This window comes from Synechococcus sp. WH 5701, from assembly GCF_000153045.1.
In the GTDB taxonomy this organism is placed as follows: domain Bacteria; phylum Cyanobacteriota; class Cyanobacteriia; order PCC-6307; family Cyanobiaceae; genus Regnicoccus_A; species Regnicoccus_A antarcticus.
Genome location: NZ_CH724159.1, coordinates 186,206 through 203,606 on the forward strand (window position 1 = coordinate 186,206; position 17,401 = coordinate 203,606).

Consider the following 17,401-nt stretch of genomic DNA (forward strand, 5'->3'; position numbering starts at 1 on the left):
TGGTCCTGCTGCGATGACGACGAAGCCATGACCACCAGCTGGTCTGAACTGCGCCGACGGGTGAATCGGCTGGGGGCCTCCCTGGATGTGGTTGTGCGCAGTGATCCCGAGGTCTGTGGCCTCAGTGGCAAGGACTTTCACCTTTCGCTTCACCACGGCGGCCAGGGGGATTGCACTGTGGCGGGCCTCAGCCTGGTGGATTGCCCCAATGAACTGGTGCTGCTGGAATTCGAGCGCTGGATGCGTGGTGCGGGCTACACGCTCGATTGAGAGGCCGCCGCCATGAAGACGCACCTGCCGGATCCGGGCCGCAAGAGCCAGTTGCCCCGCAAGGTGTTCTCGCGCCAGCGACGGAGTGGATCCCCCTGGCGGGAGGCCGTGATGGCCCTGCTGAACGGGGCGGCTGGAATCGGGGTGCTGCTGCTGCTGATGCAGCTCCCCAGCCGGTTGGATTCGCTGCTGGTGCTCAGCAAGGTGATCAGCGCTCTGATCCGCGGGCTCAGCGAGATCGGCAATGGTCTGATCAGTCTGCTGGTGGGCCTGCTGCAGGCCTCTGGGCTGCTGCTGCTGCTGGGCCTGGCGATCGCGGCGCTGCTGTTGCTGATCAACGGGGTGTACCGCCTGCTGCGCCTGGCGATGCCGGGGCTGGGCGGGGTGCTGGCGCTGCCGGCGGGTTTGGCCCGACTGGTGTGGTCGGTGGTGCGCATCCGTGCGCCGGATCGTCCCGAGCGCTGAGCGCAGGGGCGCTGTGCTCAGGGCCGGGGAGCCAGCGACTTCCTCGACTCCCAAACCTCCTGAAGGCTGACGGCTCCATCGCGATTCAGGTCAATTTCCGAGAACCGCCGGTTCAGCCAGGGGAAGGACCGCGCCTCCTGGCGGCTGAGCCGGCCATCGCCATTGCGGTCGGCCTGGGCGAACATCGTGCGCAGCCGCACTCCCAGGAAGACCTTCTGACGGGGACTCAGGTCGGTGGGCAGCAGGTAGCCCCGGCCTTCCTGATCCAGCCGCCGGAAATTCGTTTCCAGATAGGGCTGGCCGCGGCTTTCCTGGGGGGTCAGCCTGCCATCGCGGTTGCGGTCCAGCTGCTCGAACCAGGCCTGCATCCGCTGGTGGTACAGCTGCAGCGACCGGTTGTCCTGGGCGAGCCCTGGTCCCGCCAGGCTGAGCAGCAGGGCGGCTACCACCAGCAGAGGCCGCAGCGGGCCATTGCCGGCAGACAGCTTGAGTCTTCTCCTGGAGCTGGTGGGGGTCGCCATGGCGATCACCTTATGGAGATCGGCGGGCCGGGTCAGCCCCTGCGGCCGCGGCTGCTGGGGTCAAGCCATGACCGGAGCTGTCTGCAGGGCCGGGCAGTCACCTTTGGCAAGGCGAGCCGGGGGGGAGGCCCCTGGGCGCGATGGGTTCCACTCCATACAGTCGTGCCAGCTGCGGCCCCCGCCTTGAGCCGAACCCACACGATCTGGGTGGTCGATGACGACCCCGAACTGCGCCAGTTGCTGGGCACCTACCTCACCGACCAGGGCTATGAGGTGCGCTGCCTCACAGACGGTCGCCAACTGATGGCCCGGCTGGAGTTCCAACGCCCCGATCTGGTGGTGCTCGATCTGATGCTGCCCGGTGACGACGGCCTCACCCTGCTGCGGCGCCTGCGTGATTCCAGCGACGATCTGCCCGTGGTGATGCTCACGGCCCGCGGCGAGGCGGTCGACCGGATCATCGGCCTGGAGCAGGGCGCCGATGACTACCTGGCCAAGCCATTCCTGCCACGGGAGCTGATGGCCCGCATCGAAGCAGTGCTGCGCCGCCGCGGCACCATGCCGGCCGGCACCCCCCTCGCCGATGGCGAGCTGGTGCACTTCGGCGACAACGTGCTGGATCTCTCCGCCCGCACCCTGGAGCGGCAGAATCAGCCGGTGACGATCACCAGCGGTGAATTCAGCCTGCTGGCCGCCTTCGTGCAGCACCCGCACCGTCCCCTCTCGCGGGAGCGCCTGATCGAGCTGGCCCGTGGCCCCGCCAGCGACACCGACACCCGCAGCATGGATGTGCAGGTGTCGCGGGTGAGGCGGCTGGTGGAGCCTGACCCGAGCCGGCCGCGCTATCTCCAGACGGTCTGGGGCTATGGCTACGTCTTCGTTCCCGACGGCCAGCCCCGCAACCGCTGAGCCATGGCCCCCTCGATCCGCTCCGCTGCCCTGTCGTTGCGTCTCGGGGGGTTCTTTCTTGGGGGATGGGCCCTCAGCCTGATGTTGCTTCAGGCCCTGCTGGGCAGTCGGATCGGCCAGGCCCAGATCGCCCAGATGGGCCCCCAGGTGGCCCTGAACCTGAGGCTCTCGGAGCTGGCGCTGGAGCGTTTTCCGCCGGCCACCGTCTCCCAGCTCAGCGGCCTGCAGCTGGGAGTGGGTCAGCCGCCGCGCCCTCCCCGGCGCTGGGGTCTGCTTGGTCAGGGGGATGATGTACGCCTCGAGCGGCAAGCCGATCAGCTGCAGCTGGAGCTGTGCCGCCGGCTGCCCCGCTGCCCCGAGGTGGTGCCGAACCACGGCGCGGCCCGCGGTGTCTGGATCGAGCTGGCTTCGCCCCTGGAGCCGGTCTGGCTCTATGCCCCCATTCGGCCCCGTTTCGGCTGGCCGCCCGATCCGTTGCTGGTGACGCTCTCTCTGGCGAGCGGCAGTGTGATGGCCGGGGCTCTGTTCCTGCTGCTGGAGGTGCAGCGGCCGCTGCAGCAGTTGGAGCGAGCCCTGGCGCGGGTGGGCCTTGACGCACAGCCGGAGCCGATGCCCCAGCGGGGCGCTCCCGAGGTGCGCCGCCTGGCCCAGCGCTTCAATGCCATGCTCCAGCGCCTGGAGGACAGTGAGCAGGAGCGGGCCACGATGCTCGCCGGTATCGCCCACGACCTCAAGACACCGCTCACGCGTCTGCGGCTGCGCCTGTCGCTGCTTGGGGATGCCTCCGCCAGCGCCCGGGCCGGCGCGGATCTCGACGACCTTGAGCGGATCACGGGCCAGTTCCTGCTCTTCGCCGGCGGCGGGGGAGGGGAGGCGGCGGTGAGCGTGCCCCTGGCGGAGCTGCTGGCGGAGCTGGCGGCCCGTTACGACGGCCAGCCGGTGGAGCTGGATCTGGCCCCGGTCACGGCCACGGTTCAGCCGATCGCCCTGGGCCGCGCCGTGGCCAACCTGATCGACAATGCCCTCAGTTATGGGCAGCCGCCCGTGCGGCTGGTGCTTCGGGCCTGGCAACAGGACGGCTTCGAGCTGCAGGTGTGGGATCAAGGGCAAGGCATCGCGGAGGATCAGCGCTCCCAGGCGCTGATGCCCTTCCAGCGGCTTGATGAGGCCCGCAGCGGCCACGGTCATTGCGGTCTGGGTCTGGCGATCGCCCAGAGGGTGGCCCGCACCCATGGCGGTGAATTGCGGCTGGGGGCTGAGCCCCTGGTGGATCTCTCGCCGCAGGAGGCTCCCGGGACGTTCTGCGTGAGCCTGAGTGGCCATTCCCTGGCCGATGGCCGTGTCAGGGCCTCAACAATCTGTCTTTAACCCATCCCCTGTTCACGAGAATGCCTCTAGACAGGAGGCATTGTTGGGGGTTCGGAGCTGAGCTTGATGGGGAAAGGCAAAGGCAAAGGCAAGTCCAAGGCCAAAAAGGGCAGCCATGCGGAGTCCAGCCTGGAGTCCTTTGTGGCCAGTTCCCATTCTCCTTACCCTCCCAACGGCCAGCAAGATCGCTACCACCCTTCCCATTTGGTAGGGGAGAGTGAAGACGATCTGGGAGCTCCCCCCGAAGATAAAATTGTCAAACTCAGCCGCAAGTTTTACGAGAAAGAACTGGAGAAACTCCAGGTCGAGCTGGTGAAGATGCAGTACTGGGTGAAACATGTCGGCTTTCGCCTGATCATTCTCTTCGAGGGCCGCGATGCAGCGGGCAAGGGCGGTGCGATCAAGCGCATCACCGAACCGCTCAATCCACGCGGCTGCAACGTCGTTGCCCTGGGTACGCCCTCGGATCAGCAGCGCACCCAGTGGTATTTCCAGCGCTATGTGGAGCACTTCCCAGCTGCCGGTGAGATCGTCATGTTCGATCGCAGCTGGTACAACCGTGCCGGCGTGGAGAGGGTGATGGGCTTCTGCACCGACGAGCAGGTGGAGGAGTTCATGCAATCGGCCCCCCAGTTCGAGCGCATGTTGGTGCGCTCCGGCATCGTTCTGCTCAAATACTGGTTCTCGGTCAGCGACGAGGAGCAGGAAGTCCGCTTCCGCTCCAGGCTGGATGATCCAGCCCGCCGCTGGAAGCTCTCACCGATGGATCTGGAGTCGCGCGACCGCTGGGTGGAGTTCTCGAAGGCCAAGGACCAGATGTTCGCCCACACCAACATCCCAGAAGCGCCCTGGTTCACCGTTGAGGCCGATGACAAGCGCCGGGCCCGCCTCAATTGCATCCGCCATCTGCTCTCCAAGATCCCCTACGAGGACATGACGCCCGCTCCGATCGAACTTCCACCTCGTAAGACCGTCGGTGATTATAATCGCCCACCGATGAATGAGCAGTTCTTCGTTCCCAACGCCTATCCCTGAATCCACAGCCCCTACCGCTCCATTGCCCCCTGGCCATGACCCGCTCCGACGATGACCCGGCCCTTGGTCCGGACTCTTCCCTGACCGTTCCTGCCACGGCTCCCCTGCGGGGGCCCGAGGGCAGCCTGCTCTACACGGGCAGTGATGGCCGCCAGTACATCGTCTGTGGGGATCCTTCCCAGGCTCTCGATCAGGACCTGATGGCCTCCTTTCAGGCCCTGCGCTCGGGAGCGCTAGGCCTGGAGGCCCTGATCCAGGCCGCCCAGGACTGGGTGAAGGAAGCCAGCGACCAGGGCCTCAGCCCGGAGGTGGCCCGCCGCACGCTGCTCTCGCGTCTCAGCCAGGCCCTCGACGATCAGTAGGGCTGATCAGTGCAGGCGATCGAACCAGAACCCCGCCAGTTGCCAGCTGCTCCAGAGAAAGATCAGCAGAAACAGCCAGTTCAGCCAGGGGGGGCGTTGCTTGTTCTCCAAACCCATCGGCCTGTGGCGGCGGCAAGGGGTCAAACCTATCGGCTCGGCTGCCATTGAGCACCCGGCTCAGTCCTCAGGCCTCTCGGGGCCGCAGGGGGCCAGCTCCCCGGAGGAGTCGCTCTGACACAGCCCCCAGCGCTGGCCGCTGGCTTCATCCACCCAGCGCAGCACTTGCGGCCCGCCATGGTTGCCTGCCGCGGACGGTACGGTGATCACCGCAAGCCTGGTCCTGCCCCTGCGGTAATCGAAGCGGCAATAGCCCAGCCCCGTGCCGGAGCAGCCACTGAGGCTGGCCAGGCGGCTGCCGGAGAGCTCCTGGTCAAGGTCATCGGCTCTGGCGGCCGCAGCGGGCTGCCAGCCCAGCTGCAACAAGCGTTGGTCGGCCGCGACGATCGGTTCACCCACCCGCAGGAGGGAGGCCAGGCCGAGGGCGTTGCCGCTGCGCTGCTGGGCCAGGGCCAGCCCGGCAGCGCCCAGCAGCGCCAGCAGCAGCACGCCCCCCAGGCAGCGGCCGCCCCAGCGCTCGATGGGACAGCGGGGGCATTGAGGAAGCGGACCTTCTCGAGCCGTTGCCATGGACATCCCCGCGGTGTATTCCTTCCTGGGTTTTCCCGGCTGGGGACCTGTTCATCTCTACCTTCCCCGTCAGGGGGATCCGGCCGGGGCGGCCCTGAGGCTGGGCGCTGCCCTTGAGGCCTGCCAGGCTGATGGCAACGGTCCCGGCGGTCTGTTGGCCGGATTCCTGCGCTGCCATCTCCAGGCTGAACCCCTGGGGTCACCGGAGTTTCGCCGCGACTGCCGCTATCGCTATCTGATCGTGTACAGGCCTCAGGGGCGCTGGGCGCTTCGGATCACTGCCTGGCGGCACCCGATGGCTCAGCAGGGCTGGCGGCGGCGCTGCGGACCGATCGAGCTGGATGGGTTCCTCAGGCGCTTCCATCCCTGCCGGGGAACGCAGCGGCTGGCTTGGTCCGCCTGAGGTCGTGGAGGCCCTCCAGCTGGTTGTAGACCGCCAACAACTGCATGCGGATGTGATCGGTGTTCTCGAGCTTGGCGAGGTTGGCCAGGACCGCTTCGATCTGGTCCTTGCTGTCGATCAGCAACCGGCATTCACTGGTACCAGGTTCGTAACTCATGGCGACTCGTGGGTGGGAAGGAACGGAATGGCGAACGCCCTCTGCATCGTGCTGTGAACATCATCCAAAGGAAAGGCTGGCGCTGACGCTGTTGGATCGGTTGCATTTCAACCGATGTCATCCGGTCCTGACAGGTCGCTCAGCTGACGGGGCATCAGCACCAGGAACAGCCACCACCACAGCAGCACCCCTGTGGCGAATGGAACGGTAAACCACCAACGGCCGAGCCAGAACCAGCTGCCGGCGATCAGGAGCACCCCGGTGAGCAGGATTGACCAGGGCTGGCACCACCAGGGTTTGAGCTGCCAGATCGACACCGCTCCCGGCGCTGGGGCGGTGTTGCCGGGGGGCTCACTCATCGGTTCGGGTGCATCAGGAATGGAACAGAAGCACCAGCCCCATGCGCAACTGATGGAACTCCCGTTCCTCACGGCTGAGATCCAGCCCCACGGCGAGCCCTTCCTTGAGGGCGGTCTCGTACGGGGGAATGGATGGTGCCGCTCCAGCACGCCAGAGGGCAGCGATTCCCACGGGGGTGGCATGCCAGCTGAAGCATGGGGTGAGCCCGATCGAGGGCTCCTCGAGGGCATCTTCAAGCAGGTCGCGGATTGGCATGGCTGGCTGGGCTCAGTTCAGCATCCAGATCCAGGCCTGGGCACGCAATCAGCTGAGAGTTTTCGTGATGTGATCGCCCAGGCTCGGGGCCCTACCGTGCCGCCATGTCAGGACTTCCCAGCCGGATCGCCCTCGTGCATGAGTGGTTCACGCCCCGCTCGGTTGGTGGGTCTGAACTGGTGGTGCAGCAGATCGATCGGCTGCTTGGCGAGGGCCGCCCCGCCGCCAGCCTCTTTGCCCTGGTGGATGGCGAGAGTTCCCGGTCGGGCGGCTGGCTGGAGGGCCGGCGCATCCAGACCACCTTCATCCAGCGCCTGCCCTGGGGGGTGAGCCATGTGCAGCAGTACCTGCCGCTGCTGCCCCTGGCGATCGAGCAGCTGGATCTGGCCGGCTATCCCCTGGTGCTCAGCAGCAACCACCTGGTGGCCAAGGGGGTGCTCACCGGCCCCGACCAGCTCCACATCAGTTATGTGCACACACCGGTCCGCTACGCCTGGGACCAGATGCAGGCCTACCTGGCCGGTTCCGCCATCGCCAGAGGCCCCCTGGGCCCGTTGGTTCGCTGGCAGCTGCATCAGCTACGCCAGTGGGATGTGAGCAGCAGTGCCCGGGTCGACCATCTGCTGGCCAACTCGCGCTTCACGGCACGGCGGATCTGGCGCTGCTGGCGCCGCTCCAGCCAGGTGCTGCATCCGCCGGTGGCGGTCGACCGCTTTCGCTGGGACCAGCCCCGGGACGATTTTTACCTCTCCCTCTGCCGCCTGGTGCCCTACAAGCGGGTGGACCTGGTGATCGAGGCCTGCAATCGCCTGGGGCTGCCCCTGCTGGTGGTGGGCGACGGTCCGGAGCGGGCTCGACTGCAGGCCCTGGCCGGCCCCACCGTGACGCTGCTGGGGGCCTGTTCGGCCGAGCGGGTGACGGATCTGATGGGCCGTTGCCGGGCCTACCTCTACGCCGGTCTGGAGGATTTCGGCATCGCCCCGGTGGAGGCCATGGCCGCGGGCGCTCCAGTGATCGGCCTCGGTCAGGGGGGGCTGCTCGACACCGTCCGCTGCCTGACCGCCGAGGCCCCCCATCCCACCGGCCTGCTGTTCGAGCAGCAGAGCGCCACGGCCCTGGTCCAGGCACTGGAGCATTTCGAGCAGGGACAGTTGTGGCACCGCCTGCCGGCGGAGCGCCAACGCCAGTGGGCCGAGCGCTTCTCGCCGGAGCGCTTCCGCCAGCGGTTGCAGGCGGTTCTGGAGCGCCGCTGGCAGGGGCATCAGCGGCGCCTGCGGCGCTGTGCCTCTGGGGTGAGTGACCGCGAGGGCTGGTGAGTTGACCAATCAATTTTTAGAGTTCCCTCACCTTGGGGGCGTTGATGTCCGGAACGTCGCTCAGTGCCTATGAAGCCGCCGGCCCCGTCGCCCGGCCTCTGCACCTGGTTCCCCAGCTCGTGGTTGCTGATTCGATGACCACGGCGGTGCCCACGGCCGAGCAGTTGATCCGGGCACAGTCGAAGCGCTCCCGCGTGTTCAAGCGCAGCGGCGACATCGTGTTCTCCCTGGCGGTGCTGGCCCTGGGCAGTCCCCTGCTGCTGCTGCTGGCGGTGCTGGTGAAGCTCAGCTCGCCCGGGCCGGTCTTTTACGTTCAGCGCAGGATCGGCCGGGGCTACAAGGGCTTCGGCTGCATCAAGTTCCGCACGATGCGCAAGGACGCTGACCGCATCCTCAAGACCCTGCTGGAGCAGTCTCCCGAACTCAAGGCGGAGTTCAAAAAAGACTTCAAGCTCAAGGCCGACCCGCGGATCACCCCGATCGGTGTTTTCCTGCGCCGCTCCAGTCTCGATGAGCTGCCCCAGTTCATCAACGTGCTCAAGGGCCAGATGAGCGTGGTCGGCCCGCGGCCGATCGTCTGGGACGAACTGGAGCGCTACGGCCGCCAGATGGATGAAGTGCTGGCGGTGCGTCCTGGCCTCACGGGCCTCTGGCAGGTGTCAGGGCGCAATAACCTCAGCTACGACGCCCGGGTCCGGCTCGATGTCAGCTACGCCCGCCGCCGCACTGTCCTGCTGGATCTGGCGATCATCCTGCGCACGGTTGGGGTGATCCTCTATCCGCGTGATCGCGGCGCCTACTGACAGCCCTGCGCCTCAGCCAGCCAGCCCGCGCACCTGACTCAGAGCAATCAGCAGGGGCAGGCTCAGGGCCAGCCAAAGGGCCTCGAGGCGGGCGCTCAGCGTCAGGATCAGGTCCACGGCTGTGGGATCGGCCTTCGGGAAGCCCCGGCCGAGGATCGGTTTGGGCCTGGCCACTCCGCCGTAGTGGTTCACGCCCCCCAGCTGAACCCGGGCCGCCAGCGCAAAGGCCGCCATCGACACCCCGGCGTTGGGGGAGGGATCGCCCCGCCCCTGGCGGAGAGCCTCCCGCCCCAGCTGAAGGCTCTGAGCAAACCGGCCGGCTGCGGCCGGCAGCGTGAACGCCACCACCCGGGCGGGCAGCCAGGTGAGCAGGTCATCGAGCCGGGCTCCGGCGGTGCCCAGCCAGCGCAGGCGGCCGCGCCGGTAGCCGAGCATCGAATCGAGGGTGCTGGAGGCCTTGTACATCCAGGCCAGGCTCAGGGGGCCTGGAGCCCCATCAGCCACCCCCAGGGCCGTCCAGAGCCCGGCGCCGGCCAGCATCCAGAACAGGGGGCCGAAGAGGCCATCGACGGCATTCTCTGCGGCGGTCTCGGCCGCCGCGCGCATCAGCTCTGCCCGGCTGAGGCCCTCCACATCCCGGCCCACGATCCAGGCCAGGTGTCGGCGCGCCTGTTTCAGCTGATCCTCCTCCTCGGCTACTGGCGGCGGCGGACCGCTGATCGGGGCCAGCACCGTCCGCACGGCCTTCTCCAGGCTGCCGGCGGCCAGGGCACTGGCCAGGGCCACCAGCAGCACCGGCAACCCGAGCCAGGCCACGGGGGCCGGCAGGGACAGGGGTGAGGCGGAGCCCAGCGCCAGTTGTTCAATGGTCCAGCCGGCCAGGCCGCTGACGCTCACCACCACGGCGGTGAGGCCCAGTCCCACCAGGCGCAACCGGCGGGGGTGATCTCCGGCCCAGCGCTCCCCGGGGGAGCGCAGCCGCTGGATCGCCCAGCCCATCGCCTGCACCGGATGGGGCCAGCTGATCGGATCGCCCACTACGCGATCCAAGGCGCCGGCCAGCAGCATCAGCAGCCAGAGCTGGATTGGCGCCACCAACGCCATCACAGCGTCCTTGGTGACAGCCCCATGGCCAGGCTGCCAAGAAGGGCGCCGATGGCCCCCGATCGCGCCAGGGTCTGCCAGCGCAGGGGTTCATCGCCCAGGTGAAACAGGCCCCTCACCTGGGCCAGATCGCTGGCCTGGGCCAGGCCGCCCATCGGCAGGAATATCAGCAATGAACCCCAGCCCGGCAGCCAGCGGGTCGCGATCAGCAGCATCACCCCGGCCAGGGGGCGACGGATCAGGGGCAGCAGCGCCGGCAGGGTGACCAGGGCAGGCAGCAGGCTGTTCACCAGAGGTGAGGAGCTCAGGCCGATCACCATCCAGGTTGCTGCAGCGAGGGTGAGGCTTGTGCTGGCCTGGGCACTGCCCCAGGCCAGCACGGGCAGATTCAACCTGGGGCCCACGTTTGAGCCACCGGGGTGATCCGGCTTCAGGAGGCCTTCAGCCAGCTGAACATGGAGCGCAGGCCCACGCCCACCTGCTCGACCGGATGGGCCGCATCGCGGTGACGAGCCTTGATCATCTCCGGCTTGCCGGCCTCGCATTCGGCCACGAAATTGCGGGCGAAGGTGCCGTCCTGGATGTCGGCGAGGATGCGCTTCATCTCGGCCTTGGTGTCGGCGGTGATCAGACGTGGACCGCTCACATAATCGCCGTACTCAGCGGTGTTGGAGATCGAATCGCGCATGGCGGTGAGGCCGCCCTTCACCATCAGATCCACGATCAGCTTCACTTCGTGCAGGCATTCGAAGTAGGCGAGTTCAGGCTGGTAGCCCGCATCCACCAGGGTTTCGAAGCCAGCCTTCACCAGCTCGCTGAGGCCGCCGCAGAGCACGGCCTGCTCACCGAAGAGGTCGGTTTCGGTTTCCTCTTTGAAGTTGGTTTCCAGGATGCCGGCGCGGGTGCCGCCGATGGCCTTGGCATAGGCCATGGCCAAGGCGCGGGCGTTGCCGCTGGCGTCCTGGTGGATGGCGAACAGGGCCGGCACCCCCTGGCCGTTCTGGTATTCCCAGCGCACGGTGTGGCCAGGCCCCTTGGGGGCGATCATCACCACATCCACGTCGGCGGGGGGCTGAATCAGCCCGAAGCGGATGTTGAAGCCATGGGCGAAGCTCAGCACCTTGCCGGGCTTGAGGTGCGGCGCGATTTCGGCGTCGTAGACGGCCTTCTGGGTTTCATCGGGCAGGAGCACCATGATCCAGTCGGCGCGCTCGGCGGCCTCGGCCACGCTCAGCACTTCAAGGCCATCGGCCCTGGCCTTGTCAGCCGAACGGCTGCCCTCGTAGAGGCCCACCACCACGTTCACGCCGCTGTCCTTGAGGTTCAGAGCATGGGCGTGGCCCTGGGAGCCGTAGCCGATGATGGCCACCGTCTTGCCGTCGAGCAGGCTCAGATCGGCGTCGGAGTCGTAGAAAAGCTGGGCCATCCGGCGAATCGGGCAGGGCAAACAGCGACTTTAGGGTCGTGCCTGGCCGCTCAGGCTTCGCTGGGGTGGGAGATCACCCGATCGATCAGGCCGTAGTCCTTGGCCTCGGCCGCACTGAGGAAGTAGTCGCGGTCGGTGTCCTTGGTCACCTTCTCAAGGCTCTGACCGCACATGTCGGCCAGGCTCTGGTTGAGCATGTCCTTGATGCGCAGGATCTCGCGGGCCTCGATCTCGATGTCGCTGGCCTGGCGCTGGCTGGTGCCGCCCAGGGGCTGGTGGATCATGATCCGCGCGTGTGGCAGGGCCAGACGCTTGCCCTTGGTGCCCGCCGCCAGCAGGAAGGCGCCCATGCTGGCCGCCAGGCCCACGCAGATGGTCACCACATCCGATTTGACGTACTGGATCGTGTCGTAGATCGCCAGCCCGGCGGTGACCGATCCCCCCGGGGAATTGATGTAGAGGTAGATCGGCTTGCTGCTGTCCTCGGAATCCAGGTACAGCATCTGGGCCACCAGGCTGTTGGCGATGCCGTCGTTGACCTCCTGGCCAAGGAAGAGGATCCGCTCCACGCCGAGGCGGGTGTAGATGTCGACCCAGCGCTCGTACTGGCTGCCGGGCAGGCGATAGGGAACGCTGGGGGTGCCGATGGGCATGGCGGTGGGTGCGGAACGGGGTGGTGACGGAGTGAAAGACGAGCGGGGGGCAGGCTCTGCTCAGCGAGCTCAGCGGGCCTGGTTCAGACCGAGCCGGCCAGGGGCACCGGCAGCGGCTTCTGGCTGGTGAGGATCCGGTCGATCAGGCCGTATTCCAGGGCCTCCCGCGGCGTGAGGTAGGTCATGCGGTCGGAATCCTTCGAGAGCTGCTCGACACTGCGGCCGGTGTTGTGGGAGAGCATCTCCAGCATCACGCGCTTGTTGTGCAGCACTTCCTGGGCGCGGATCTGGATGTCGCTGGCCTGGCCGCGGGCACCGGAGCGGGGCTGGTGCAGCACGATCGAGGCGTGGGGCAAGGCGGCCCGGTGGCCCTTGGCTCCCGCCGAGAGGATCATCGCGGCGGTACCCATGGCCTGGCCGATGCAGATGGTGTGCACCGGCGGTTTCACGTAGCGGATCGTGTCGCAGATGGCGAAGGCCTCGGTTTCGAAGCCGATGGCATCGCCGGAGTACCAGCTGGTACCGGTGGAGTTGATGTAGAAGAAGATCGGTTTCTCGGGATTGTCGAACTCGAGAAAGAGAAGCTGAGCAATGATCAGCTGAGTCACATCGATCCCCATCTGACGCTTGGCGTCGTCATCGGAGAAGAGGGGCAGGCCGAGGTAGACGATCCGCTCCTTGAGCAGCAGCGACGGCAGATCGGGCGGCGGTGTGCGCATCACGGCGGAATCGCCGTAGTAAGGGGCCGACACCGACATCTGAAAACGCTCTACAGGGCCTGAAGGGGAGCCTAGCGGGGGCCCGTCGGCTGCTGGATGGCAGCGGGCTGTTTCGGCCCCTCCTGGTCGCAGCGGGCGAAGACCATGCGCCCGGCTGGGGTCTGCAGAGCTCCGGTCACGGTCACGGGCAGGCGCTGGCCGATGCGCGCCCTGGCGGATTCCACCACCACCATCGTGCCGTCCTCCAGGTAGCCCACCCCCTGGTTGGCCTCCTTGCCCTCGCGCACGATCTTGAGCTGCAGGGCGTCGCCGGGCTGCACCTCGGGTCGCAGGGCGATCACCAGGGCGCTCAGGTTCATCACCCTGAGATCCTGCACCTCGGCCACCTTGGCCAGGTTGTAATCGGCTGTGAGCAGGGTGCCGCCGGTGTCGGCGGTGAGCTTGAGCAGCTTGTCGTCGGCGCCGTTGCCCTCGTAGCGGGTGCTGTTCACCACCAGGCGGCGGCCGTAGGTCTCGCGCAGGGCGGCCAGCAGGTTCAGGCCGCGCCGGCCCTTCCCCCGCTTCTCGGCATTGCCCGAATCGGCCAGCTGCTGCAATTCATCGATCACGGCCTGGGCCACGATCACCTGACCCTCCAGCAAGCCCGACTCCAGCAGTCCGCGGATGCGTCCGTCGATGATCACGCTGGTGTCGAGGATCTTGGCGGTGGCCGGTTGCAGCACCCCATCGGCCACCAGCAGCGCCTCGGTGCTGGAAGGGTTGAACAGCCGCAGCAGCGTGCGCCCGTGCACCTCGGCGAGGTTGTAGCCCAGCACCCCGAAGAACACGTTGCTCAGCACCGCCGCCAGCGGCTTCACGAAAATCACTTCCCAGGGCAGCGGCAGCAGCAGGATCGGTGCCAGCAGCAGGTTGGCCACCAGCAGCCCCAGGATCAGCCCCACGGCGCGGCTCACCAGAAGGTCGGTGGGCATCGAGCGCACCTGGCGCATCAGGCGGCGCCGCAGCAGCTGGAAGAAGAACCCGGCCAGCAGCCCGAAGAAGGCCCCGAAGCCTCCGAGCACCCAGCGCAGGCCATCGAGGTTGGTCACCTCGATCAGCAGATTCTCCGGCAGCAGATCCACCCCCAGCCAGCCGGTGGCTGCGCCGGAGATCAGGAACAGCAGCAGGATGAGCGGGTCCACCATGTGCCTGTTGTGGGCTGCCCAGGGCCGGGAAACCGCAGCATGGCTGATCCCGCCCCATTTGACCGGGAAAGGTATCCGTACATTTGCCTACGGACATGTGGCGAATCCTGAAGGCGACCGCACCCAACCCCATTCCAGGCCGTGACCGCACCCCGCGCCGCCTACCTCCACATCCCCTTCTGCCACCGCCGTTGCTTCTACTGCGACTTCGCGGTGGTGCCGCTGGGGGACCACGCCGACGGTGCCCATTCCGCCTCGATCGCTGCCTATCTGCCGCTATTGCAGGCCGAGATCGCCGCTTCCCCGAACCCGGCCCCTCTCTCCACTGTGTACATCGGTGGCGGCACCCCCTCGCTGCTCACCCCAGAGCAGATGGGGGAGCTGCTGGATGGCCTGCGCCAGCGCTTCGGCTTCTCCCCTGGAGCTGAGATCACCCTGGAGATGGATCCGGCCAGCTTTGATCGCCCGCGGTTGGAGGGGATGCTGGCGCTGGGCATCAACCGGGTAAGCCTGGGGGGGCAGAGCTTCGATGACGCGGTGCTGGAGCGCCTGGGCCGTCGCCATCGCCGTCGACACCTGCTCCAGGCCGCCGCCTGGCTGCGCCAGGCCCAGGCCGCCGCTGATCTGGCCAGTTGGAGTCTGGATCTGATTCAGGGGCTTCCCGAGCAGGATCTGCCCCACTGGCGGCAGCAGCTGCAGCAGGCCCTCGAGCTGGAGCCACCCCATCTCTCCGTCTACGACCTGATCGTGGAACCCGGCACTGTGTTCGAGCGCCTGCAGCAGCGCGGGCAGCTGCCCCTGCCGGATCCGGATCTGGGGGCCGACCTGATGGACCTCACCGGGGAGCAGCTGCGGAGCGCCGGCTACGGCCGCTACGAGATCTCCAATTACGCCCTGCCTGGGCACGCCTCCCGCCACAACCGCGTCTACTGGAGCGGGGCCGGTTGGTGGGGTTTCGGCCTCGGGGCCACGTCGGCCCCCTACGGCCAGCGCCTGGCCAGGCCCCGCACCCGGGAGGCCTATGCCGCCTGGCTGCAGACCGGAGCGGCCAGCACGGCGGCGGGGCAGCCGCCGTTCGATGAGTGGCTGATGGTGGGTCTGCGCCGGCGCGAAGGGGTGAACCTGGAGCGGCTCGCCAAGGCCGCGGGCCTGAGCATGGCTGATCGCGCGTCGCTGCTGGGCTGGATGGCCCCCTGGCGCGAGCGGGGGCTGCTGCTGGTGGAGGGCCGGCGCTGGCGGCTGGCGGATCCGCAGGGACTGGCCCTCAGCAATGCGGTGCTGAGGGAGCTTCTGGCCTGGTGGGAAGCCCATCAACCTCCCGAGACGCAACTGGCGGAGTCGCCGATTGCAGCCAGCCCCTGAGGGCCTCCACGCAGAGCTGGCGCCCCGCCAGCAGCGGCGGGCTGAAGGGCGGTTGGCTCGGGGTCAGGCCCAGCAGGTCGGCCGTGACCCGCACCTGGCCGTCGCAGTCATCGCCGGCGCCGATGCCGATCACGGGAATGGCCAGCTGGCGCCGCAGGCTGCCGGCCAGATCCGCCGGCACGTGTTCCAGCACCAGGGCGAAGCAGCCGGCGGCCTCCAGATCCAGGGCCTGGCGCCGCAGGCGTTCCTGGCTGATCGGATCCCTGGCCTGGCGCCGGTAGCCCAGCCGGTGAACCGACTGGGGGGTCAGGCCGAGATGCCCCATCACCGGGATCCCACTGCGCACCAGCCGGTCGACCACGGCCACGGTTTCCGGCTCACCGCCTTCCAGCTTCACGGCGGCCGCCGCACTTTCCTTGAGCACCCGGCCGGCGGCGGCCACGGCCTGATCACTGCCGCACTGGTAGCTCAGGAAGGGCAGATCGCAGATCAGCAGCGGTTGCTGGCCCTGGGGCCGGCGCAGACCTCGGGCCACGGCCTGGGTGTGGCCGATCATCTCCGCCAGGGTCACCGGCAGGGTGGTGGCGTGGCCGAGCACCACCATCGCCAGGGAGTCGCCCACGAGGACCACTTCGGCACCGGCCTCCTCGACCAGCGCCGCCGAGAGCGCATCCCAGGCGGTGAGCATCAGGATCGCCACCCCAGCCTGCTTGCGGGCCACCAGATCACCGGGTCTCAGGGGCACAGGCAGGAACCTCTCGGGCTTCCATTGCTAACATCATCTCGACTCGGACCCACGCGGCCCGGACGCCCAAATCTGGTCAGGACCGGAAGGGAGCAGCCACACGGGATGCTCCAGGCAGGCGTGGACTCCGGGTCACCCCCTTGAATCAGTGGTCGCTTTTCAGCTGTCGCTGGAGCGGCTCTGGCGGTTGAGCAGGAAGGGAGGAATCTTGGCGCCGCGCTGGTCAGCCTCGGCTTCGGTGTGGGTGAGCTCGGGGCTGGCGGCGAAGGTCGCTCGGGGGCGCTCGGTGCGGTAGGTGCTGCCTGCCTCGAAGCCGGTGGCGATCACGGTCACGTGGATCTCGCCTTCGAGCTTCTCGTCGACGACCGCGCCCACGATGATGTTGGCGTCGGGATCAACCACGTCGTAGATCACTTCGGAGGCCGTGGTCATGTCCTCGAGGGTCATGTCCTTGCCGCCGCTGATGTTGATCACGCAGCCCTTGGCCCCATCGATCCGGGCCGCTTCGAGCAGGGGGCTGCTGATGGCGGCCTGGGCTGCTTCCACGGCCCGTGAGCGACCGGAGCCCACTCCGATACCCAGGAGGGCCGTGCCCGCCAGGGTCATCACCGAGCGCACATCGGCGAAGTCGACGTTGACCAGGCCAGGACGGGTGATGATGTCGCTGATGCCCTTGACGCCCTGACGCAGCACATCGTCGGCGGCGCGGAAGGCCTCCTGCAAGGGTGCGCCGGAGATGGCGTCCCGCAGGCGGTCGTTGGGGATCACGATCAGGGTGTCGACATGCTCCGCCAGCCGGGCGATACCTTCCTCGGCCTGCTTCATGCGCTTGCGCCCCTCGAAGCCGAAGGGCTTGGTGACGATGCCGACGGTGAGGGCGCCGCATTCCTTGGCCACCTCGGCCAAAATGGGTGCAGCTCCGGTGCCGGTACCTCCACCCATACCAGCGGCGATGAACACCAGGTCCGCCCCTTCAAGGGCTTCCTGAAGCTCGTTGCGGGATTCCTCGGCCGCCTTCTGGCCGATCATGGGGTTGCCGCCAGCCCCAAGTCCCCGGGTGAGCTTCTGGCCGAGCTGCACCCGACGCTGGGCGGCCGATTGCAGCAGGGCCTGGGCGTCGGTGTTGAGCACCCCGTAGCCCACCCCTTCGAGATCCGAGGCGATCATCCGGTTGACCGCATTGCTGCCGCCACCACCTACGCCGATCACTTCGATCCTGGCGCTCTGGCTGGGAACAATGCCGTTGCTGGAGGGCGAGGAGGTCAATGGGGTTCCGAGTAAAGCGTCAGGTGGGATG

At 67.7% G+C, this 17,401-nt stretch carries 23 protein-coding genes and 1 other RNA gene; 11 read left to right on the forward strand and 13 right to left on the reverse strand.

From position 1 onward, the window contains the following. Positions 1-27: 27 nt before the first annotated feature. Positions 28-270: a hypothetical protein gene (locus WH5701_RS01805; RefSeq protein WP_006170183.1), complete on the forward strand. Its 243-nt coding sequence runs from the start codon at positions 28-30 to the stop codon at positions 268-270. Between the two features lie 12 nt (positions 271-282). Next, on the forward strand, positions 283-735 hold the full coding sequence (locus tag WH5701_RS17915) for a hypothetical protein (RefSeq protein ID WP_006170184.1): 453 nt from the start codon (positions 283-285) through the stop codon (positions 733-735). 17 nt (positions 736-752) lie between these two features. Here the strand turns inward: WH5701_RS17915 and WH5701_RS01815 are convergent, their stop codons facing one another. Beyond that, entirely contained in the window at positions 753-1,256 is a 504-nt protein-coding gene (locus WH5701_RS01815; protein ID WP_083781864.1) for an EF-hand domain-containing protein, read from the reverse strand. Positions 1,257-1,439: 183 nt separating this feature from the next. Between WH5701_RS01815 and WH5701_RS01820 the strand changes: the two genes are divergently transcribed. From WH5701_RS01820 to WH5701_RS01835, 4 genes are all read left to right on the forward strand, one after another. Next, positions 1,440-2,165: a response regulator gene (locus tag WH5701_RS01820; RefSeq protein WP_037980032.1), complete on the forward strand. Its 726-nt coding sequence runs from the start codon at positions 1,440-1,442 to the stop codon at positions 2,163-2,165. A 3-nt stretch (positions 2,166-2,168) separates the two neighbouring features. Then, positions 2,169-3,533 (forward strand): ATP-binding protein, encoded by a 1,365-nt coding sequence (locus WH5701_RS01825; RefSeq protein ID WP_006170187.1) that lies wholly within the window; start codon positions 2,169-2,171, stop codon positions 3,531-3,533. A 66-nt stretch (positions 3,534-3,599) separates the two neighbouring features. Further along, positions 3,600-4,568, forward strand: a complete 969-nt coding sequence (gene ppk2 / locus WH5701_RS01830; RefSeq protein ID WP_006170188.1) for a polyphosphate kinase 2 — start codon at positions 3,600-3,602, stop codon at positions 4,566-4,568. Positions 4,569-4,603: 35 nt separating this feature from the next. Next, positions 4,604-4,930 (forward strand): hypothetical protein, encoded by a 327-nt coding sequence (locus WH5701_RS01835; protein WP_006170189.1) that lies wholly within the window; start codon positions 4,604-4,606, stop codon positions 4,928-4,930. Between the two features lie 177 nt (positions 4,931-5,107). Here WH5701_RS01835 and WH5701_RS17920 read toward each other — a convergent pair whose 3' ends face one another. After that, entirely contained in the window at positions 5,108-5,617 is a 510-nt protein-coding gene (locus WH5701_RS17920; RefSeq protein WP_198005115.1) for a hypothetical protein, read from the reverse strand. Here WH5701_RS17920 and WH5701_RS01850 point away from each other — a divergent pair. Then, positions 5,616-6,020 (forward strand): hypothetical protein, encoded by a 405-nt coding sequence (locus tag WH5701_RS01850; RefSeq protein ID WP_037979396.1) that lies wholly within the window; start codon positions 5,616-5,618, stop codon positions 6,018-6,020. The two genes, WH5701_RS17920 and WH5701_RS01850, sit on opposite strands and share 2 nt — an antisense overlap. On the opposite strand, the gene WH5701_RS18300 is transcribed toward WH5701_RS01850, so the two are convergent. The 3 genes from WH5701_RS18300 to WH5701_RS01865 all read right to left on the reverse strand — a co-directional run bounded on the left by WH5701_RS18300 (position 5,968) and on the right by WH5701_RS01865 (position 6,792). After that, positions 5,968-6,177 carry a hypothetical protein gene (locus WH5701_RS18300; protein WP_006170193.1) on the reverse strand — a complete coding sequence of 70 codons (210 nt, stop codon included), beginning with the start codon at positions 6,175-6,177 and terminating at the stop codon, positions 5,968-5,970. The two genes, WH5701_RS01850 and WH5701_RS18300, sit on opposite strands and share 53 nt — an antisense overlap. A 107-nt stretch (positions 6,178-6,284) precedes the next feature. Then, positions 6,285-6,536, reverse strand: a complete 252-nt coding sequence (locus WH5701_RS01860; RefSeq protein ID WP_006170194.1) for a DUF6737 family protein — start codon at positions 6,534-6,536, stop codon at positions 6,285-6,287. Positions 6,537-6,549: 13 nt separating this feature from the next. Beyond that, positions 6,550-6,792 carry a hypothetical protein gene (locus WH5701_RS01865; protein WP_006170195.1) on the reverse strand — a complete coding sequence of 81 codons (243 nt, stop codon included), beginning with the start codon at positions 6,790-6,792 and terminating at the stop codon, positions 6,550-6,552. Positions 6,793-6,896: 104 nt separating this feature from the next. Here WH5701_RS01865 and WH5701_RS01870 point away from each other — a divergent pair, with 104 nt between their 5' ends. Together WH5701_RS01870 and WH5701_RS01875 are read left to right on the forward strand one after the other, a co-directional pair. After that, entirely contained in the window at positions 6,897-8,108 is a 1,212-nt protein-coding gene (locus tag WH5701_RS01870) for a glycosyltransferase (protein WP_006170197.1), read from the forward strand. Between the two features lie 134 nt (positions 8,109-8,242). Beyond that, positions 8,243-8,911 (forward strand): sugar transferase, encoded by a 669-nt coding sequence (locus tag WH5701_RS01875; RefSeq protein ID WP_232201830.1) that lies wholly within the window; start codon positions 8,243-8,245, stop codon positions 8,909-8,911. A 12-nt stretch (positions 8,912-8,923) separates the two neighbouring features. Here WH5701_RS01875 and WH5701_RS01880 read toward each other — a convergent pair whose 3' ends face one another. The 6 genes from WH5701_RS01880 to WH5701_RS01905 form a co-directional block, all read right to left on the reverse strand. Continuing rightward, entirely contained in the window at positions 8,924-10,015 is a 1,092-nt protein-coding gene (locus WH5701_RS01880; RefSeq protein ID WP_300974572.1) for a CobD/CbiB family cobalamin biosynthesis protein, read from the reverse strand. After that, complete coding sequence (locus WH5701_RS01885) at positions 10,015-10,407, reverse strand: hypothetical protein (protein ID WP_006170200.1); 393 nt, start codon at positions 10,405-10,407, stop codon at positions 10,015-10,017. The genes WH5701_RS01880 and WH5701_RS01885 overlap by 1 nt, the downstream gene beginning before the upstream one ends. A 38-nt stretch (positions 10,408-10,445) precedes the next feature. Continuing rightward, the gene (gene ilvC / locus WH5701_RS01890) at positions 10,446-11,441 is read right to left on the reverse strand and encodes a ketol-acid reductoisomerase (protein ID WP_006170201.1); all 996 of its coding nucleotides are present in this window, start codon (positions 11,439-11,441) and stop codon (positions 10,446-10,448) included. Between the two features lie 50 nt (positions 11,442-11,491). Then, a complete protein-coding gene (locus tag WH5701_RS01895) occupies positions 11,492-12,094 on the reverse strand; it encodes an ATP-dependent Clp protease proteolytic subunit (RefSeq protein ID WP_006170202.1) in 603 nt (200 codons plus the stop codon). Between the two features lie 83 nt (positions 12,095-12,177). Next, positions 12,178-12,852, reverse strand: a complete 675-nt coding sequence (locus tag WH5701_RS01900) for an ATP-dependent Clp protease proteolytic subunit (RefSeq protein WP_006170203.1) — start codon at positions 12,850-12,852, stop codon at positions 12,178-12,180. Between the two features lie 32 nt (positions 12,853-12,884). After that, the gene (locus WH5701_RS01905) at positions 12,885-13,997 is read right to left on the reverse strand and encodes a PIN/TRAM domain-containing protein (RefSeq protein WP_006170204.1); all 1,113 of its coding nucleotides are present in this window, start codon (positions 13,995-13,997) and stop codon (positions 12,885-12,887) included. A gap of 141 nt (positions 13,998-14,138) precedes the next feature. Between WH5701_RS01905 and hemW the strand changes: the two genes are divergently transcribed. Continuing rightward, positions 14,139-15,359: a radical SAM family heme chaperone HemW gene (hemW, locus tag WH5701_RS01910; RefSeq protein ID WP_006170205.1), complete on the forward strand. Its 1,221-nt coding sequence runs from the start codon at positions 14,139-14,141 to the stop codon at positions 15,357-15,359. On the opposite strand, the gene panB is transcribed toward hemW, so the two are convergent. Further along, positions 15,262-16,098 carry a 3-methyl-2-oxobutanoate hydroxymethyltransferase gene (panB, locus tag WH5701_RS01915; protein WP_037980045.1) on the reverse strand — a complete coding sequence of 279 codons (837 nt, stop codon included), beginning with the start codon at positions 16,096-16,098 and terminating at the stop codon, positions 15,262-15,264. The genes hemW and panB overlap by 98 nt on opposite strands. 46 nt (positions 16,099-16,144) lie before the next feature. Between panB and ffs the strand changes: the two genes are divergently transcribed. Continuing rightward, positions 16,145-16,241: signal recognition particle sRNA small type (ffs, locus tag WH5701_RS16535), an RNA gene on the forward strand. 22 nt (positions 16,242-16,263) lie between these two features. Here ffs and ftsZ read toward each other — a convergent pair. Then, positions 16,264-17,370: a cell division protein FtsZ gene (ftsZ, locus tag WH5701_RS01920; protein WP_006170207.1), complete on the reverse strand. Its 1,107-nt coding sequence runs from the start codon at positions 17,368-17,370 to the stop codon at positions 16,264-16,266. Between the last annotated feature and the right edge of the window lie 31 nt (positions 17,371-17,401).

Excerpts from the sequence above, each read along its gene's own strand:
- WH5701_RS01805 (WP_006170183.1), top strand. The coding sequence starts at position 28 with ATGACCACCAGCTGGTCTGAACTGCGCCGACGGGTGAATCGGCTGGGG.
- WH5701_RS17915 (WP_006170184.1), top strand. The coding sequence starts at position 283 with ATGAAGACGCACCTGCCGGATCCGGGCCGCAAGAGCCAGTTGCCCCGC.
- WH5701_RS01815 (WP_083781864.1), bottom strand. The coding sequence starts at position 1,256 with ATGGCGACCCCCACCAGCTCCAGGAGAAGACTCAAGCTGTCTGCCGGC.
- WH5701_RS01825 (WP_006170187.1), top strand. The coding sequence starts at position 2,169 with ATGGCCCCCTCGATCCGCTCCGCTGCCCTGTCGTTGCGTCTCGGGGGG.
- ppk2 (WP_006170188.1), top strand. The coding sequence starts at position 3,600 with ATGGGGAAAGGCAAAGGCAAAGGCAAGTCCAAGGCCAAAAAGGGCAGC.
- WH5701_RS01835 (WP_006170189.1), top strand. The coding sequence starts at position 4,604 with ATGACCCGCTCCGACGATGACCCGGCCCTTGGTCCGGACTCTTCCCTG.
- WH5701_RS01850 (WP_037979396.1), top strand. The coding sequence starts at position 5,616 with ATGGACATCCCCGCGGTGTATTCCTTCCTGGGTTTTCCCGGCTGGGGA.
- WH5701_RS17920 (WP_198005115.1), bottom strand. The coding sequence starts at position 5,617 with ATGGCAACGGCTCGAGAAGGTCCGCTTCCTCAATGCCCCCGCTGTCCC.
- WH5701_RS18300 (WP_006170193.1), bottom strand. The coding sequence starts at position 6,177 with ATGAGTTACGAACCTGGTACCAGTGAATGCCGGTTGCTGATCGACAGC.
- WH5701_RS01860 (WP_006170194.1), bottom strand. The coding sequence starts at position 6,536 with ATGAGTGAGCCCCCCGGCAACACCGCCCCAGCGCCGGGAGCGGTGTCG.
- WH5701_RS01865 (WP_006170195.1), bottom strand. The coding sequence starts at position 6,792 with ATGCCAATCCGCGACCTGCTTGAAGATGCCCTCGAGGAGCCCTCGATC.
- WH5701_RS01870 (WP_006170197.1), top strand. The coding sequence starts at position 6,897 with ATGTCAGGACTTCCCAGCCGGATCGCCCTCGTGCATGAGTGGTTCACG.
- WH5701_RS01875 (WP_232201830.1), top strand. The coding sequence starts at position 8,243 with ATGACCACGGCGGTGCCCACGGCCGAGCAGTTGATCCGGGCACAGTCG.
- WH5701_RS01880 (WP_300974572.1), bottom strand. The coding sequence starts at position 10,015 with ATGGCGTTGGTGGCGCCAATCCAGCTCTGGCTGCTGATGCTGCTGGCC.
- ilvC (WP_006170201.1), bottom strand. The coding sequence starts at position 11,441 with ATGGCCCAGCTTTTCTACGACTCCGACGCCGATCTGAGCCTGCTCGAC.
- WH5701_RS01895 (WP_006170202.1), bottom strand. The coding sequence starts at position 12,094 with ATGCCCATCGGCACCCCCAGCGTTCCCTATCGCCTGCCCGGCAGCCAG.
- WH5701_RS01900 (WP_006170203.1), bottom strand. The coding sequence starts at position 12,852 with ATGTCGGTGTCGGCCCCTTACTACGGCGATTCCGCCGTGATGCGCACA.
- WH5701_RS01905 (WP_006170204.1), bottom strand. The coding sequence starts at position 13,997 with ATGGTGGACCCGCTCATCCTGCTGCTGTTCCTGATCTCCGGCGCAGCC.